This window comes from Enterovibrio qingdaonensis (genome assembly GCF_028683135.1).
GTDB classification, from domain to species: domain Bacteria; phylum Pseudomonadota; class Gammaproteobacteria; order Enterobacterales; family Vibrionaceae; genus Enterovibrio; species Enterovibrio qingdaonensis.
The window spans coordinates 1-17871 of the sequence record NZ_JAJUBB010000026.1 but is presented as its reverse complement, the minus strand read 5'-3'; the positions used below and the strand labels follow the sequence as shown (position 1 = coordinate 17871).

The 17871-nt window shown below is 44.6% G+C and carries 10 protein-coding genes, 1 tRNA gene, 1 other RNA gene and 1 pseudogene; 4 read left to right on the top strand and 9 right to left on the bottom strand.

Annotated elements, in window-relative coordinates; all coding sequences use genetic code 11:
• Positions 1-33: 33 nt before the first annotated feature.
• The 8 genes from LRP49_RS22440 to LRP49_RS22405 all read right to left on the bottom strand — a co-directional run bounded on the left by LRP49_RS22440 (position 34) and on the right by LRP49_RS22405 (position 11901).
• Complete coding sequence (locus LRP49_RS22440; protein WP_274145190.1) at positions 34-3045, bottom strand: PAS domain S-box protein; 3012 nt, start codon at positions 3043-3045, stop codon at positions 34-36.
• 91 nt (positions 3046-3136) lie between these two features.
• Complete coding sequence (locus tag LRP49_RS22435) at positions 3137-4675, bottom strand: SpoIIE family protein phosphatase (RefSeq protein ID WP_274145188.1); 1539 nt, start codon at positions 4673-4675, stop codon at positions 3137-3139.
• 2 nt (positions 4676-4677) lie between these two features.
• Entirely contained in the window at positions 4678-5385 is a 708-nt protein-coding gene (locus tag LRP49_RS22430; protein WP_274145186.1) for a P-loop NTPase family protein, read from the bottom strand.
• Complete coding sequence (locus tag LRP49_RS22425) at positions 5385-7487, bottom strand: SLBB domain-containing protein (protein WP_274145185.1); 2103 nt, start codon at positions 7485-7487, stop codon at positions 5385-5387. The genes LRP49_RS22430 and LRP49_RS22425 overlap by 1 nt, the downstream gene beginning before the upstream one ends.
• On the bottom strand, positions 7487-8299 hold the full coding sequence (locus tag LRP49_RS22420) for an OmpA family protein (RefSeq protein ID WP_274145183.1): 813 nt from the start codon (positions 8297-8299) through the stop codon (positions 7487-7489). Before LRP49_RS22420 ends, LRP49_RS22425 begins: the two co-directional genes overlap by 1 nt.
• 28 nt (positions 8300-8327) lie before the next feature.
• Positions 8328-8654 carry an STAS domain-containing protein gene (locus tag LRP49_RS22415; protein ID WP_274145181.1) on the bottom strand — a complete coding sequence of 109 codons (327 nt, stop codon included), beginning with the start codon at positions 8652-8654 and terminating at the stop codon, positions 8328-8330.
• A 209-nt stretch (positions 8655-8863) separates the two neighbouring features.
• A complete protein-coding gene (locus LRP49_RS22410) occupies positions 8864-10255 on the bottom strand; it encodes an aldehyde dehydrogenase family protein (protein WP_274145180.1) in 1392 nt (463 codons plus the stop codon).
• An 8-nt stretch (positions 10256-10263) separates the two neighbouring features.
• Complete coding sequence (locus tag LRP49_RS22405) at positions 10264-11901, bottom strand: acetolactate synthase large subunit (RefSeq protein WP_274145179.1); 1638 nt, start codon at positions 11899-11901, stop codon at positions 10264-10266.
• A 439-nt stretch (positions 11902-12340) separates the two neighbouring features.
• Between LRP49_RS22405 and LRP49_RS22400 the strand changes: the two genes are divergently transcribed.
• The 4 genes from LRP49_RS22400 to LRP49_RS22385 all read left to right on the top strand — a co-directional run bounded on the left by LRP49_RS22400 (position 12341) and on the right by LRP49_RS22385 (position 17130).
• Positions 12341-12431: transfer RNA gene (locus tag LRP49_RS22400), tRNA-Ser, on the top strand.
• Between the two features lie 43 nt (positions 12432-12474).
• Positions 12475-12618, top strand: a non-coding RNA gene (locus tag LRP49_RS22395) — RtT sRNA.
• A 671-nt stretch (positions 12619-13289) separates the two neighbouring features.
• Entirely contained in the window at positions 13290-15026 is a 1737-nt protein-coding gene (locus tag LRP49_RS22390) for a DUF6119 family protein (RefSeq protein ID WP_274145177.1), read from the top strand.
• A gap of 436 nt (positions 15027-15462) precedes the next feature.
• Positions 15463-17130 (top strand): ATP-dependent nuclease, encoded by a 1668-nt coding sequence (locus LRP49_RS22385; RefSeq protein ID WP_274145175.1) that lies wholly within the window; start codon positions 15463-15465, stop codon positions 17128-17130.
• A 326-nt stretch (positions 17131-17456) separates the two neighbouring features.
• Here LRP49_RS22385 and LRP49_RS22380 read toward each other — a convergent pair.
• A pseudogene (locus LRP49_RS22380) lies at positions 17457-17871 on the bottom strand (alpha-amylase family glycosyl hydrolase); the annotation flags it as partial.

The window sequence follows — 17871 nt, the reverse complement described above, 5'->3', positions numbered from 1 at the left end:
TGATGAATTATGTGATTTTTCTTGCTGTCGGAGTTATGCGGTAAATCCTTTTTGCAATCGGGCTTCGAGCGCAACGAATGAAGCCTCTGCCACACGCTTTAGTGATTCTGCGGTTTGCAGTGCCGAGTCAAACTGTTGCGCGATGCATTGTTGTTCTATCTGCCGGCACGCATCACATAGCCCACTGTTCCCATGAGCAGCTGCACTGCTGCCTAGCGTATGAGCTTCAAACTCTAGTGTGTAATAGTCTTTCTCAATGGCTGCATTGGTGATTTTTTCAACGCGCGTACGTGCGTCACTGAGATAAAAAACGACGAGATCGGGGACGACATCACTCGATGTATCTTTCACCAATTGTGAAAGCGTCGCTTCATTCACTAGATTGTTATCAGGTAAATTCGAAGCAATGTCTGCTCCGATGTGAGGTTGCAGATGATGACGGGTATCAGACGCTTCGGGAGATTTGAGCTTAACTTGCCATCGGCTCAAGCAGTCCATGATTGCAGCACGCGTAAAAGGTTTAGACACAAAATCGTTCATGCCTGAACTAAGAAAATGTTCTTTGTCACCACGGATAGCATGGGCAGTTAATGCAACAATCACTACATCTTTGGCGGGGGAATCTAACTGTCGAATGACTTTTGTGGCAGTAATCCCATCCATTTCAGGCATTGATATGTCCATTAACACGATGTCATAGGGAATGTTTTTAACGGCTTCAACCGCTTCTTTCCCATTGCTGGCGATATCAACCGACAGGCCTGACATTTCAAGCATGGTCCTTAAAACGATTTGATTGGCCGGATTATCCTCCGCCATAAGAATACGAAGGTTTGAAGATACAGTATTTTGGCTATCTAACGTTATCTCGCCGTTGGTGATCATTACATCCTGCTTTTCCGCGAGCTTTAATGTGACTTCGACACGAAATGTTGAACCAATGCCTACCTCGCTTTTCACGGAAATTTCACCACCCATTAAATCGACCAGTTGTTTACAAATAGTGAGTCCAAGGCCACTGCCTTCGTGAGTGCGGTCGTAGGTATTTTCTACCATTGTGAATTCATCAAAAATGGTTTTTAAGTGCTCGGTGTCTATGCCTATTCCTGTGTCTTGCACCTCAAATACAATGGTACTTCGAGTAGCACTTTTCGATAGGCAACGTAACGCGATGGTAATGTTACCTGTCGACGTATGTTTTATGGCGTTAGATAAGAAGTTGAGCACGATTTGTCGAATACGGTCTCCATCTCCAATGAGATACTGAGGCGTATTTTCATCGATGTCAGCGCAGAGAGATAAACCTTTTCCTTCAGCATTGGGACGCAAAATCTCAGCGGTCTGATTGATAAGTGCATAAATATCAAAAGGACTGTTTTCTAAGGAAAGCTTGCCTGCTTCCATTTTTGAAAAGTCCAAGATGTCATTGATTATCGCCAAAAGTAGCTCGCCGGAATCGCGTGCAGTTTTTACCAGCATCCCTTGGTCAGGCGTGAGTTGTGTTTCTTTTAGTAGCCCAAGCACACCTAACACACCGTTCATGGGTGTGCGTATTTCGTGGCTCATCGCAGCTAAAAACCGTCCTTTGGATTCACTGGCTTGTTCTGCTTCTTTATGCGCCTGACGCAATACCGCTTCGTAGTGCTTTTGTTCCGTTAAATCGAAGAAGTGCGCAACATAGTGGCTAAGCAAACCGTCTTCACCCATTACTGCGGTCATGCTCATTCGTACTGTGAGTTCATGCCCATTTTTGTGACGCAACGGAAGTTCGCCATTCCAAACACCTTTTTCGAGCAGGTCGCTCCAGATTAATTTGTGAAAGGTTGAGTCTTCGGGGTTTGCAGAGAGAGTCCGTGGTTTTGCACCTTCAACTTCCTCCCGTTTATAACCGGTTACTGCAGTAAACGCTGGGTTAGTTCGGATGATGTGTCCCTTACTATCCGAGATGAACATGGCGTCTGAAACGTTAAATGCATGTGCTGCGAGTTTGAGTTCGGTCTGGTCGATTAGCCGCTGGGTGATATCACGAATGTAAGAAACGAAGATGTAGCCTTGCGTCGTCTTTGCCGCTGAAATTGAAATCTCGATGGGGAATTCGCGTCCACTCCTGCGTATCGCAGCTAGCTCAATACGCTGGTTTAGAACAGGACCTTCCCCTGTTTTAAGAAAGTGTTGCATGCCTTTGATATGTGCTTCGCGCAGCGCCTTAGGAACAAGCGTGTCTGCCATGGTTCGGCCAATAATTTCATGCCGTTCCCAGCCAAATAACTGTTCAGCAATAGGGCTAAATTCAATGATGATGTCTTGGTCATTTGCAACAATGATGGCATCGTGAGAAGCGTTATAAATAGCAAGATTTTTCTCTTCAATTTGCTTCGCTTCAGCGAAAGTAAACTTTTGGTCGCGAAGTGATTCTTGCAATTTGTTGTTGCTGGAATCAATTTTTGACTGCATATGTTCAATCAGAGCAACCGACGCACTAATTTCATCGTTCCTGGGTATCAACTCAGGTCGTTCCAGCATGCTGATGCTGCTTTCGCAGAGCTTTCGGAGTGGACGTGTCACGGCAATGGTGACCACATACATCATGATGATAGCCAAGATTCCAATGGTGGCCGCACCGTACATCAATAGACGACCAAATGGGGAAGACACGGCGTCTGAAAAGTGGTTTCGGTATCCAACGGATATTTCTGCGATGGGAAGACCATCTTCGTAGAGCCGCTCTTTGGCGACGGTAATGTCGTCTTCTAGCCCGTGGTTTTGACTATGGGCGATGATCTGGTCGTTAGCAGAAATGGTGACAAAGGCGATGTCGTCATGCTCAGTGAAGTCTTTGGCGAGCGCGCGCAACGCACTAAAATCCTCGGCAAGTATATATTTCGTAGACCCGATGGAAACCATTTCTACGATTTCTTTGGCTCGATGACTTAATTCCTCAGTTTTTGCCTGCTGGAGAAACTGAAAGGTGTAGGTCATAAAAAGCACGAGGACGGCAGTAAAAATGATCATGGTACCGAAAACAGCTTTCAGCCTGATGTTCAACGTCTACCCCCTAATGCAGAATCAATACTTAGAATGAAATTCAATATTAAGACAATGTTATGCATTGAGTTTAGTACAGAAATGCAGTCCTTTAAGGGTCTCTGTGTTTTCTTTGTATTAATACGATGGTGGCATCATCTCGGTAGCGATCGCCGTGTAAGTCAAAGGTGTGCATAATTTCTTTAGCGGCAACTTGTATCGGAAGATCCCATGTTTTTTCAAGGTTCTCTATCACCTTGGACTCAAGGGTCTTACGGCTATTGTCATCCTCCGCAGCTTCGAACAAGCCATCGGTGTAAAGAACAATCCGCTCCCCTTGCTCCAACTGAAAAAACAAGGTTTCGTATTCTGCGCCATATACCACCCCGGGCAATATGCCGCCGAGTTCTAGGAGCTGCGCACCGTCTCGATTGACTTTGAAAGGTGCAGGATGGCCTGCCGAAGCGATATCTATACGTCCGTCTTCTCGGAGAACGGTTGAACAGCAGGTTAAGATGACTTGAGAAAGTAGCCCATCTTCTAGCGCACTATCTGACAGTCGGCTTAGCAACGTAGAACAGGGGTCTGGTGCGTCGTCCATGTGGTACATAAGGCCGCGCAGATAGCCACCAAACGCGTAAGAAAAGAACTTTGCTGCCACGTCGTGTCCCATGATATCGACGAGATTAATCATAATGCGATCTTCACTCTCTCGAAACAGGACAAGGTCTCCGCCACCAATCCCTGTATTTCTATTTGCCACGGCGAGCTCCCACCCGTGGCTTTGGTGAGGCAGGGAAGGTGATAAGGCACTGGTGATGCGCTTGTTCACTTTATCGGTAAGCTGCTGATAAATTTGGCTTGAACGTTTAAGAACACGATTTGCACTGTCGAGCAATTTAGCCTTGCAGATTGGCTTGACGAGGTAGTCATCAATACCAAGCCCCGCCGCACTGCTGCGGGTTTCGGCGTTGTCAGCAAAGGTTAAGAAAATAAAAGGCGTGATGAGTGTGTTTGTTTGCTTGTGAAGGGCCTTTTTTAACGTTAAGCCGTCCATGCCTGGCATGCGAATATCAGAGATGACGAGATCAATATCATGAACGGATAGCTGATGAAGAGCCTGCTCCCCGTTTTCAGCTTCGACGATACTAAATTGCTCCCCTAAATAGGCACTGTATAGTCGGCGTTGGCACTCGTCGTCGTCAACAATTAAGATTCTCGGCTTTTCTTGGTTTTTTTGTATTTGCCATTTAAGCGTTAGGCGATTTGCACCAAACGTAGAACGGATAACGTATTCCATCTCATCGGACAGACTTTGCATGAGAGCCAGCCCGCGACCGCCTTCTTTTTCTTCAAATGTATCAAGTGATTGAACGCGATTAGGCAGAGTGGGGTTCCAGCTTTGTCCATCATCTTCAAGATGAAGCTGCCAACTGTTATTCACACATTCGATGTTAATAGAGATAAATGTTGGCTGTGGTTCTGCATGTTCTGCAAGATTTGCGGCAGCCTCAGAAAAACAGAGCTGGATTTTATTGATCAGGCTTTCGGGGACATTCTTTTCTTCAAGGGTCGCCTTAATGATGTTTCGTGCGGCACTGATGTTTTTATGCGTTACGGGGCGACATTCATGTTTGACGATACTCACCATTCCTATATCTCCAACGATAGCAGGTGACTTTTAAGGATCATGATCCGTAGCTTTTTCGATAAACGGGGTAGGAAGCGATTAAGTCTGCCTACTTCTCGCAAAATCTCATGCTTTAAAGACGGGTTTTCCTTGTCGTTCAGTACGCAACCAAGCACATGCGCGCCTGCATCATTAAGCTTTTTAACGGATTCTGATGCTTGCGCCTCGGTTGTTTGTCCTGCCATTACCACAAGAATCGTACCGTCGGAAGATGCGGCTATCCGCTCAGGAGGGATATTGTTTGCGTTCATTCGCGCAATTGGAGAGGTATCAAAGATAATCAGGTCATAGTCTTTATGCCATTGTTCAATATACCTTTCCAGCGACCCAGGTCTGCGCAACTCCATGATGGTTTCACGCTTTGAGGGGGCAATAATACCTGTAAAGTAGGCTTGTTCTCCCGATACACCGACTAGCTCTGGGCTGGGTAAGTAATGGTTATCGTAAGAACTTAGCGTCATGCCCTGACTTTCCAAACTTGGGTGATAAAGGTTTAAATCGACTACCAACGTTGATTGACCACCCAATAGAGAACGCTGTGCGAGGGCGGTTGCAAGAGAGGTGACACCTTCGCCAGATTCGGTCGCTGCAATGGTAAGGGTTTTATAGTCGTTGCGAACAATCTGGTAATAAATACGTTCGACTTCGAGGTTCGACGGAGGAATATTCATTACAACACTCCTATTAGTGCAGCGATGCCTGCAAGTTGGAACAGATCCGTAATCCCTTGGCGAATTTTCTCTGCGGTACTCTCTTCTTTTGTGGGTATGTAGATGGTGTCTCCTGCTCGAATGACGGGGAGATCTTGGAAACGGGCTGTTCGACTAAATTCGGAGAGGTTGAAGGTTTGTGCTTGGTCGCGACAGCATGAAACATTTACGACGGTAATTTTCTCAATGTATGCGTTAGAGCTGGGGCCGCCAGCTTCCGCGAGCAAATCGAGAATGGTCATATGATCGTCGAAGGTATAACGGCCGGGTTTGTTTATCGCACCGAGCACACGAATGGTGACCTCTTTAGGTCTGTCTAACCAATTCGGGTTTTTTTCGGGAACATAAATGGTATCGCCAGTTTTGACGTTGGGCAGAATCGTGGTATCACCTGTTTCGAAGAACAGGGCCAGATTTACCTTAGAGACACGCGCATATTTCCCGTCTAGATGCGTAATTCGAATGTTATGAAGGTCGGCGTTTGCCGTTGGCCCGTCTGCTGCCGAGAGAATGTCGAGAAAATGCATTTCGTCTGTGAATTTGTAACGTCCGGGCGCACCAACCTGACCAAAAACATAAATAGAGGTATCTGAGCTTTGGCGAATCCACTTGGCTTTGTTGTCGACTGGATCATCGGGTAAGTCATGAACGCGAATCGTGGTTCCAGCGGTAACCGGTGGCAATGCGCTGTCGGATTTTCCCTCTTTGATATGTTTATCCAAATTGAAAAGGTGCACCTTGCTTTTGTTCTCGCTAATGGGTGTGACGACTTCGATCTTGCTGGTGTCAGCGCGTGACGTTGGGCCACCAACGTGAGCGAGTAAATCAAGGAATGACATTTCAGATGACCATTCAACGCGGCTTGGACGCAGCACTTCACCGATGACACGAACCGCGCGATCGGGTGAGACTTTCAGCCAAGATTTCTCGTTGAGGTCGAGTTTCTCCGGCACAAAGATGGCGTCACCCGCTTGAACTAATGGCATTGGGGCATCCATCTTTCCTTCCGAGAACAAGGTCAGGTCGAAGGGAACGGTTGTGCCATCGGCTTTGATCACCCGTATTTGTCTGCTTTCTGCAAAGCGTGTTGGGCCGCCAGCGTTGGCCAGAATATCCATAAAGGTCGCATTTTCTTTGCCTTCATAGGCTCCCGGTTTGGCGACTTCACCCATGACGTAAACCGTGTTTGAGCCCGTTTTTATTTCTTCTTCTTGTTTGGGGACAAAAATGGTAGAGCCTTCGACAATATTGGGCAGCAACCCTTCGTCTCCACTATCAAGGTAACGTTTTAGGTTAAACAGCTTGGGTTCATTGCCAGAAATTACACGAATTTGTTCTACGGCAGCATAGCGTGTTACACCACCCGCACGCATTAAGAGGTCGACGAGGTTGTTCTCTTCTTTTGCCGAGAAGCTGCCGGGTCTAATCACTTCGCCGAACACTTTTATGGCTTTGCGATCTTCTGCCGCATCACCGGAGTCGGCCAATTTTGACGGGTCGAAGTTCTGCTCCACGTTGCCAATCATGGGGGAAGCAGGCACAAATAAGGTATCTAACGATTGGAGGGTAGGGAGGAGGCTGTCGTCACCCGTGTCCAAAAATTTCTTGTAGTCGAAGGTAAGCAGTTCACCGTTTCGTCGAAGTTGCATCTTATCTAGCTGTGCGCCAGAGCGCAGGCCGCCAGCAGCATACAATGCCATTTGTATTGATGCATTGCGTTGCAACGTAAATTCACCAGGCTCAGCAACATAGCCTTGAATGGTCACTAACAGCTGTCGCTTACTGACAAAGACTTGCAGCGAGGAAAGATCACGGATAACTGAGCCCAGTGTTTCTTTTACCGCTTCGGCCAACTCGGCTTCTGTCATACCTTGTGCTTGGATCATGCCGACTTCCGGTAAGGTCAATCGCCCTTGTCGGTCAACTTGAAACTCTTTGTTAAGGCTGACTTCACCGGGAAGCATGATGGCTATCTGATCGCCGACTTGCGCGCGATATTCTTCCGCCTGACTAAACGCTGAAACGAATAACAGGAGTAAAATAGCAATTAGCAGTTTCTGCATCACTGACCTCCCATTAGCATCTCGGCCATGCTTGAATCCGACATTTCAACCAATTCAACGGATACACGTCGGTTAACCAATCTAACCTCTGGCGCGTTTCCCTCAAACAGTGGGTCGGTAGACCCTACGGCTGCAACCGTGATTCGTGACGGTACAATGCCGAAAATTTGCAGATAACGTTTTACTTGATTGGCGCGGGCGAGGGATAGCGTCTTGTTCGCTGCAGAGTTACCAATGGAGTCGGCATGACCCGTTACCTTCAAATGGTATTGCGGTAGGTCTCTCAGCAGGTGAGATGCTTCAGCCAAGTGCCCCATGTACTTAGGATTCACTTCAGGTGAATTGAATGCAAATTGGTTGTCTGCGTTGAGCATGCCATAGATTTTGGCAATGAGTTCACGGGTTGCATTTTCATTTTGCCCCGGAATGACACAGGCTCTGCTGTCTTTGACGGCATCGAGTTGTTTCTCGAGTCTTTCTAACGCTTCTCTTTGAATAATAATGTCATTTGCTGCGTCAAACTCTAGACCGCCAATCAGTTCACGAACGATGCGATCTTGCAGTTTCCTTGCTTGAACGACGGAGGCAGGGAAGCAAAGTTCAGCACCTTCAAGGACGAGAATATCGAGGTGTCTTGCTGCGAGTTCCCATTCAAACCGTAATCCATGTTCAGGGCCTAACGGTTGGTCAGGTAGCACCGGAGGTAAAGAAGAATAATGGTGTTCCGCCATGCCGCCTTGGCCATGGTCTGGAAACATTGAGCATCCCGACAAAACTACAATCGGAAGAATAAGCGTGAGCAATTGTTTCATGCCTTCCCCCTTTTGATTGGGCTCGTGTTTAACCAGTAGATTGGACGGAATCTACAGATATCGCACTGTCAATACGAAGCAACCGTATGATTTCCATGGGCTGTCCGTGAACCTCTATCAATGAAAGTGATTTGCCTTGGGCTTTAAGGCGTTTGAAAAGAAAGACGATGGCTCCAATCCCAGAGCTATCAAGAAAATCTACGCCAGCCATGCTGATGGTAGTGTCTTGAAGAGCGTCACTGCTGACGAGTTGATCAAACTCGGGCTGTAGTTCGCTGCATCCTTGTGAATCCATGTCTCCATTGATACGAATAAGCTGAGAACCATCCTCTTGTTTGATTGTTTCAATTTGCATGGTTTTCCGTCTCCCCTGTGTAGATACACGACATAAAGCTAAAAGCGTGCCAGTTCGTTTAAAGTTAACGTTAACAACTACTTATCGTTTTGCCGTGACAGAGTTCGACGAAGCTTTCTCAAATTGAATCTGATTTTGAGAAAGTAAACCGTACAGCGGAACACCATCAACTAAAGCAGCTAACATCCTGAATGTTAGCTGCTTTCTTCTTAAAGGCTCGGGCTTTTAAAGACGAGCATTTTGTCTCTTGTCATTTCGTGCATAGAATACTGGATCCCGCCTAACCCGATTCCTGAAGAATCCCTGCCTCCAAATGGCATCCAATCGACACGAAACGCAGTGTGGTCATTCACCATCACTGCCGTCGCGTTCAACTGCTGCGTGACGTTAAGGGCATCTTCTAAGTCATTGGTAAACACAGAGGCTTGGAACGCGAAGGGCAGTCCATTTGCGCGGTTAATGGCATCTTGTTTATCGCCGTATGCATATACGCAAATCACAGGGCCAAAGATTTCCAACTGCGATACCCGCACATCTTCGGGTGGGTTGAGTAACACCGTTGGCGCGAAACAGGTATCTGACAGCCTTTTCCCGCCGCACAGCACTTCTGCACCAGCGTCGATAGCCTCGTTAACCCACTCTTCCACGCGATCAACCTCGCGAGGCAAAATCAAAGGGCCAACTTCGGTGTTTGGATCGAGCGGATCGCCCACCTTCATTTTGTCGCCTTCTGCGGCGAGTTTAACGGCCAGTTCTCTACAAAGTCCTTGCTGCGCATAGATACGTTGAACGGACACACACACTTGGCCCGCGTGGTAAAAGCCGCCTTTTGCAAGCACTGGGACGATTTCGTCAATATGTGCACTGGTATCGACAATGACTGGCGCGGCGCCGCCGTGTTCCAGCGCACAACGTGTTCCTGGGGCTAGCTGAGAGCGGAGCATCCACCCGACGTTGGCAGAACCAATGAAAGAGAGGAAATTGATTCTAGGATCAGAGACCAATTTGCTTGCTGCGTCATTCTCACAAACCACCGCCTGACACCATCCTTTGGGTAGGCCTGCTTCATGAAGTATTTCAACCAAACGTAGACAAGACAGTGGGGTAGTGAGCGCGGGTTTTACAACAACAGGGCAGCCAACGGCAATGGCGGGTATGACCTGATGCACGATGAGATTTAGCGGATGGTTAAATGCACTAATGGAAGACACCACCCCAATGGGTTCACGAATGGTAAACGCTAAGCGGTTAACCGAGGCGGCGGTTTGTCCCATCGGGATTTGTTCGCCCTTAATTTGAGGGATATGCTCAATCGCAAGTTTCACGCCGTTTATCGCGCGTAACACCTCAACTTTCGAATCGATATAGGGTTTGCCACCTTCTTCTGCAGCAAGGCGCGTTAACGATTCGACCTGAGAAGACATGATCTCAATGGTGCGTTCAAGAATTTCAATTCGCTGGTGGGGAGGCAGCCACGTGCTGCGATCCAGAAATAGCTGATGCGCAGTGGCGATGGCTGAGTCAACCTCAGCCTCGCTTTGTAAAGGCACACTGCGTATCAGCCCCCCGTCAAAAGGGCGATATACATTTAGCTCTGACATATCTGACCTCATCCGATAGAGCGGCTTTCTTTAATCAATACATTCAAAATCGAGTGATTGAGAGAGTAATCAACTGGAAGGTCGATTAAATGCACGCCTTTGGTGTTTAGCGCGTGTTTTAAGATAGATTGGAACTCATCATGGCTGTCAGGACGGTGACCTATCGCACCAAAGCTGTTGGCGTATTTCACGAAGTCTGGGTTATTGAAATCGAGCCCGAAATTGTCAAAGCCCATGCCTTCTTGTTTCCATTTGATCATGCCGTATGCGCTGTCGTTAAGAATAATGACAACCATGTCCAATCCCATGCGGACGGCAAGTTCCAATTCCTGAGAGTTCATGAGGAAGCCGCCATCACCATTGACGGAAACGACCTTCTTGTCAGGATTTAGCTGTTTGGCAGCCATGGCTGATGGTAAGCCTGCCCCCATTGTTGCAAGCGCGTTATCTAACAGCAGGGTGTTATTGGAATGGCACAGATAGTTGCGGGCAAACCAAATTTTGTACACGCCATTGTCCAAGGTAACAATGTCTTCATCACCGAGTTCATCACGCAAGATTTTCACCAAACGTTGAGGCAAAATAGGGAAGCGGCGATCTTCAAAATATTTGGTCGTGCGCTCATCGACATTGGCTTTAACTTTGCCAAAGAACGTCATGTCCTGTTCAAGCTTACCGACTTTGTCAGTCAGGCGGCTAACAGACGAGCAGATGTCGCCGACAACGTTAATCTGCGGGAAATACACCTCATCAGTGCGCGCCGCAAAGAAATTAACGTGAATGACTTTTGTCCCGCCTTTTTCCATAAAGAAAGGCGGCTTTTCGATGACATCGTGGCCAACATTGATGATCACATCTGCACGCTCAATCGCGCAGTGGAGAAAATCGTGGCTGGAAAGGGCTGCGGTGCCAATAAAACGCTCATGGCGTTCATCAACCACACCTTTACCCATTTGCGTGTTGAAGAAATAGATGCCCGTTTTATCAATGAAGTCTCGCAGGGCTTTACTTGAACGCTTACGATTTGCGCCAGCCCCAATGAGCAGTAACGGCATTTTTGCGTTTTTAATCATCTCTGCAGCTTGCTCTAAGCAGAGATCGTTCGCATCGGGGCGACGATGAGAGACCACATCGAAAATAGATGCACCCGAGTCTTCTTCCGCAATATCTTCAGGCAGTTCCAGATAACCTGCACCGGGTCTTTCTTCGGAGCAGACGCGGAACGCTTCTCTGACCATCGCAGGCACATTGTTTCCGTCGACGATTTGCTCTGAATATTTAGTAATAGGCTTCATCAGATTGACGACATCAACAATCTGGAATCGACCTTGTTTACTTTTACGAATCGGTTTTTGACCACCCAACATGACCATGGGCATTGCACCGAGCTGCGCATAGGCGGCGGCAGTCACGAAGTTAGTCGCACCTGGCCCTAAGGTAGAGAGACAAACTCCCGGTTTACCGGTGAGTCGTCCATAGGTAGCAGCCATAAAACCGGCGGCTTGCTCATGGCGCGTCAAGACCAGTTCAATGGGGGAATCTTTGAGTGAATTGAGGAAATCGAGGTTTTCTTCACCGGGAATGCCGTAAATGTATTCGACACCTTCATTTTCGAGTGCTTTGACAAATAAATCGGATGTTTTCATCGTTATCTCTCATTTCTCGTTTTGGTTCCATTTCCCTTTACGCAACGAGATTGAGAGAAAATGCTTAACTGTACCCAAACGAGGAGAGTTAAGAATTCTGACTCACTTGTAAGACATCTGCTTACTTCTCAATAACGAAAGGCTCACTTCAGTGTAGTCACAGACCGAGAAAACTGACCAAAAAGCGGGTGGTTATGGTTCGAATTGTGCTTGAAATGAGCCTCAAGCAGTCATTCGTCGAAAGTTTGTAGCAGTTGTAGAAAGGATTATTCTGGTCGCTAAGTTGCGTATTGGCTTATTTCAATGCGAAGTGTTTGTCTGAAAACTCGTCACATAGGGCGAATTTAAACCGTCTAAACACAAAGCGGGTCATGGAGTGAGCAGTTGAACGTTTTCGGCTTTACAGCAAGTCACCACATCATTATGATGGCGGCCATACGGAGAGATGGCTGAGTGGTTGAAAGCACCGGTCTTGAAAACCGGCGTGCGTTTATAGCGCACCTAGGGTTCAAATCCCTATCTCTCCGCCAAATTAGAAAAGGCCGCTGAATTATCAGCGGCCTTTTTGCGTTTTTATGCCTCGATGAGATAGGGGTGCAGAGCTCTAGCCAGGGTTCAGCCGAGCGCAGCGAGACAACGTTGCTCGGCGAAGCCGAAGAAGCAACGGCCCGAAGGGAAGGGCGCGGAGCGACCGCATAAATCCCTATCCCTCCGCCAAATTAGATTAAGCCCGCTCACTGAGCGGGCTTTTTCGTATCTGGAATAAGGCCAATACCGATAACAGATGAACGTGCTGAGTTATTGGCGGTAATTTTGATAAGCGATAATGTGAGATGAATAGTACGAGACCAAATCTTGGTTTCATCGATTATTATTCATGGCTGTCAAATATGCACCTCAACATAACGGCAAGACGGATAGAGAACATCAAAGGAAATGAGCTCTCGAACTGCCGCCACCCTAAACCATCTCAATATAATATCACTCTGAATATATAGAATATTTCCCAACCAACCAGTGAGAAACGTGACACTTTTCAAGTACGGAATATCTTACTTTGTGATAGATTAAAGTAGGTTTTATAAGGCATTTAAGCGGTGGTTGCGTTCGGAGAAGCAAAGGGCGGTAGCTTAGGGTGTTTTTGCCTGAAGGTGAGTTCATAGCTCTAGAGCGCAAGTGCAATGTTGACACCGAACTGCTTAACTTTTTTCATGCGAAATGTCGGTAGCAAGTCTTAACTAAGCGCACAAAGTCAAAATTGATGCTTGATTAGTTCGGTACGCCACTGTTTTCAAGATGTATTTCAACAACATTTTAAGTGACTAAAAAATGGCCAAGTTTTCCGCTAATAAGTTGCTATTTTTATATTCAAGTAATGAGGACGATGAGTGAGTAGTAACTTAGATAAAATGACAATTTTTAGAGCTAAAGCCTCTGTTAAAAGTTTCTCGGCTATATTCGATATATCAACGGAGCCGTTGCCTCAATTTACGTATCAGAGTAATGGATTTGAGATTGAAGGAATTGTAAAGTATGCTGATGTTGGTGGTAAATCAAAAACGGAAGCAGATTATCCTTGGATGGTAATGCTCAATGGCCTTAGTGAAAATATAAACCTTAAGTTTTCTAATAAAAACACGTCACCTTCAGCTGTCTTGTGTTTAAAAATAACTCGCGATGTCGATGACACACTATTCTATGTTTTAACTTTTGGCATGCACACCTCTAGATTTATCAATTCAGATAAGTTAGTGAATGATTTTGGTATAAAGGTGGCGATGAACATATGTGACCATAATAACCTAAGAAAAGTTAACACTACGACGCACTCATCTGTCTCGACATTAACTGATCGACAAGCGAGTAAAGGTGCAAATCTAGAAATATTTGACATAAATGATGAGAAAGAGTTTTTTAGGTCCATATCTGGGTCAACTTATGAGAATTACCCATATATAAAATCATTCTCGGGGAAAAGTTCCATTACCGTAAATATCAAGAAAGGAACGAATGTAACCGATGATGGAATAATTGATATACTGTTAAATCTTGAAGAAGCCTATAATCTAGAAGAGTACAAAGAAAAGTTTCCTTCTTATGGCAGGCTTGATTATGTAAGCGATGAAGATGAGGTTGACAAACTAAATAAAGCACTATTTAATCTGTTGAAAAATAAAGAATATTCATGCGTTAATTTATCTCCTAGCGTCATAATGGACGATAATGTTTCCTATTTTTCATATAAAGACCCTGAAGCAGACGAACCCTTTGATAAATTCGAAGACCTTAATATATCAGATCTTGTTGATCAAAATTATGGGTTTACCCAAAAATCTTCCATTAAGACCGTTTTAAATTGGAAGGTGTACTACGTGAACACCTCAGAAGACATATTTACCATGAGGGCTTATAACTGTCTGAATTGTGAGCTTGAGGAGAATGGTATAACTTATATTTTAAGCTCTGGAGTGTGGAGAAATGTTAGTTCCGACTTTAAGTGTGAAGTTGAATCATATGTAATAAACAACATAAAAGATAGGTCTAATGAATATTTGCCGAACGACATTTCAATTCGCTGTGTAGTCAAAGAAAAAGGTATTGATGTAGTAAAGTTTAAGGAGGAGGCCTATAATTCATATGTTGCAAAATCAAACTCTGAGATATACTTATTTGATAAGGCAAAAATCAATATAGCAGGGAAAAATAGATATGAAATATGTGACCTATTACACAAGGACAAGCAGTTAATTCATGTAAAAGTATTAAAAGGTGGCACAAGTTCACTAAGTCATTTATTTGTTCAATCTAGATTTTATACAGATGCATTTGTAAAAGATATAGATACAAGAAAGGCTATGATTAAATTCATTAATGAGAATGAAAATCCAGAGAATGCAAATAAAGATAAGGGTGAGTTTCTTTCAATAATTAAAGAAAAAAGGGCTGAACTACAAGAGTCAACATTCTCAGTTTTGCTTTGTATTTTGACGTATGAAAAAGAAAAGAATATTGATGATTTACCTTTTATGGCTAAATATGAGCTAGCCAATACCCATAAATATCTTATCGATGAGCGTGGTATTGAATTGGCATATGCTATAAGGCTTGTGAACAAAAGAGCATAAAGTAGGGGCTGGAAGAAAGACTGCTACTTTAAGAAATTGACAACTCAATGTATTGACTAATACTGTGATTTGCCAATGTTGGTGATATTCAATAACAAATGCTCACCAGTGCTGGAGAATTAAAAATAATCTTAACCTCTTTGGTGCTTTTCGAAATAAGAATAGTCAGATGGACACCTGATACGTAAAAACGTTTGAAAGGAAATTTATCTGTCAGGTGACTTGGATCCTGATACCCTTTATCGATTAATATAAAGTAACGAGTGATTACGAAGGGTGATAAAATTCCTTATCTTGTCACTTGGGCTTTTATGTTTTTCTAAAGGCGTTTCCCCCCCCTATTTTCTTTTGTGTTAAATCGTTGAGTTGTCCGCTAATGAATGATTGGTTTTATATATAATCAGAATTAAGATGTCTATAGATAATAAGGATAAAAATGAAATTATCAGCATTGTTAATCGAAAACTTTAAAGGTATCAAGTCGGAAGTTAAAGTACTAATTGATAATGTTGTGATCTTAATTGGTCCAAATAACTGCCGAAAATCAACAGTGTTAGATGCTTATGAAGCCTACTTCTCTGTAGGCTCTGCACTTTCACGTGATTACTTCCACAATCAAAGTGATTACTTCCACAATCAAAGTGATTCATTGCCGATTTCTATCACAGGTGTTTTTACAGATATATCTTCTGATGATCTGAATAGTATTGGTCAAGAGTGGCTAATTACAGCTGATCAAGAGTTTGGTGATTGTGCAAAGTTTAAATTTGTTTGGTCAAAAGCTGACGAAAAAGCGAAGAAGTTTAGCTTTAGTAATAAAACTAATGCATTTAAGCCTGGTGGCGGTGGTGGTTGGAATACAATCCTTATTAGTCGTCTACCTATGCCGATACGAATTAACCCTACTGATAATACCGAAGCTCTAGAGCAGGTGGTAAAAGAGTTAATCTCAAAAAATGCCGCTGCAAAAATAAAGCAAGACAAATCTAAAGTTGCCAAGATCATGGCTGAAATTGATGCCCTTGCCAAAGAGGTTGAAACTGAGTTGTCTAATGAAATTTCATCAATTAGCACTAGCATTCAAACTGAAGTTGATAAGATGTTTAAAGGCATGAACGTTAAGTTTGAAGCTGGCGTTGGTAAATTCGACCCAGAAAAAGCAATCAAAGAGGGTAGCCGGTTCATCTTCGAAAATAATGGAAGCTCAGCGCCGCTTGCAAATCAAGGTTCAGGTGTCCAGCGTTCATTTTTGTGGGCTGCAATAAAAACTCTCAGCTCTCAAGGACTATTGAAAAAAGGTCGTACTGCTATTGATGCCGACAAACCCAAAGTGTTGTTGATTGATGAACCGGAAATCAACATGCATCCTGCGGTTATTCGGTCGGCATGTGAGGCAATTTATGCGTTAGCAGAGTTAGATGGATGGCAGGTGATTTGTACAACACACTCTCCAGTTTTTATTGATTTAACGAAAGATCATACGACTCTCATCAAGGTTTCAAACCTAGTTAATGATGTTTTGTACTACCAGACGGATAAATCAGCATTTTCACCAGATGAAAAAGACAACTTAAAGTTTTTGAATCGTTGTTGCCCAACAGTCAACGAGTTCTTCTTCTACGATACTGCTTTACTAGTGGAGGGAGACACAGAATATTTAGCGTATCAAGACCAGATAAAACGACATAATCTGGCTATGACACACTGTGTAATAAACTGTCGAGGTAAAGCAAACATCCCTACGTTTATCAAAATATTCGACCAATTCGGCGCAAAAGCAGTGGCTATACACGATTTGGATACCAAGCTTAACAGCAATGGTAAGAAAAATGCCATGTGGACTATTAATGAAAAAATTAGACTTGCTGCTGACGCAACTAATGGCAGGGTTCAAACGCTAGTTCATGTACCAGACTTTGAGGGTGACTATTTAGATGAGTCACCACAAAAAGATAAGCCATATAATTTGTTCAAGCACATTACAGCCTCAGATTTTGAAAGTAGCCCAAGATATGACAGGCTGCGGTCTTCCTTAATGGATATCGAATCAGGTTGCCATAGTGGTCTATATACTAAAGTCGCTGAACTAGAGGCGAAAATATAGGCTGATAAAAGGTACATACTATATAAAACAGCCCAACCCTTACTAACCCACCAAATCAAAAGCCCGCTCACAGAGCGGGCTTTTTCATATCTAAAGCAAATCACTGACTAAGCACTAGCAAAAATCCAGGGACACACACTTTAATAAGATCACAACTCAACGCCTTGACCAACACCGTGAACTCCCCCTACATTGGCGGCATTCAGCCAGATATACCTGCCATGTTTGACGGATCAACGAATTTTCCTACCCTTTAGGTCTTTTTCAAATAACCGAAAACTCAGAAAGGCATCTGATAGGTATAAACAATGAGTGAAAAGAGGAAATTAGTGGTCAGGTAGTCTAAGACCTGACACCCTTTGGCGATTAAGGTGAGGCAATGCAGCTTTCACCGCTGATTCTGAGCCTACAATGTTGCCTCGCTCTATTCGGGTACAGGTGTTTAACCAACAATCAGGGTCTAATCCAAGCCGTGCAAGCAATGGCGGTAAGGTATTTTCAATATGGCCACGTTTATCGTCTCGTATCTGTCGCCCTGTCCACTCGACCAACTCTAAATAATCCATCAACCGAAAAGGTATGCCTTCAGGCATGTTTTCTCTTGGGTTGCCGGAAAAAGGAAACAAGCAGGGAGCCGTGGGTTCATCCTTTAGCAGCGACGCTAAACGGGCTTTTACTGATGTATGTGCAGACTGCTCAGGGGTAGGTGCTATCGCTGCACGAACGGGGTTTAAATCCACA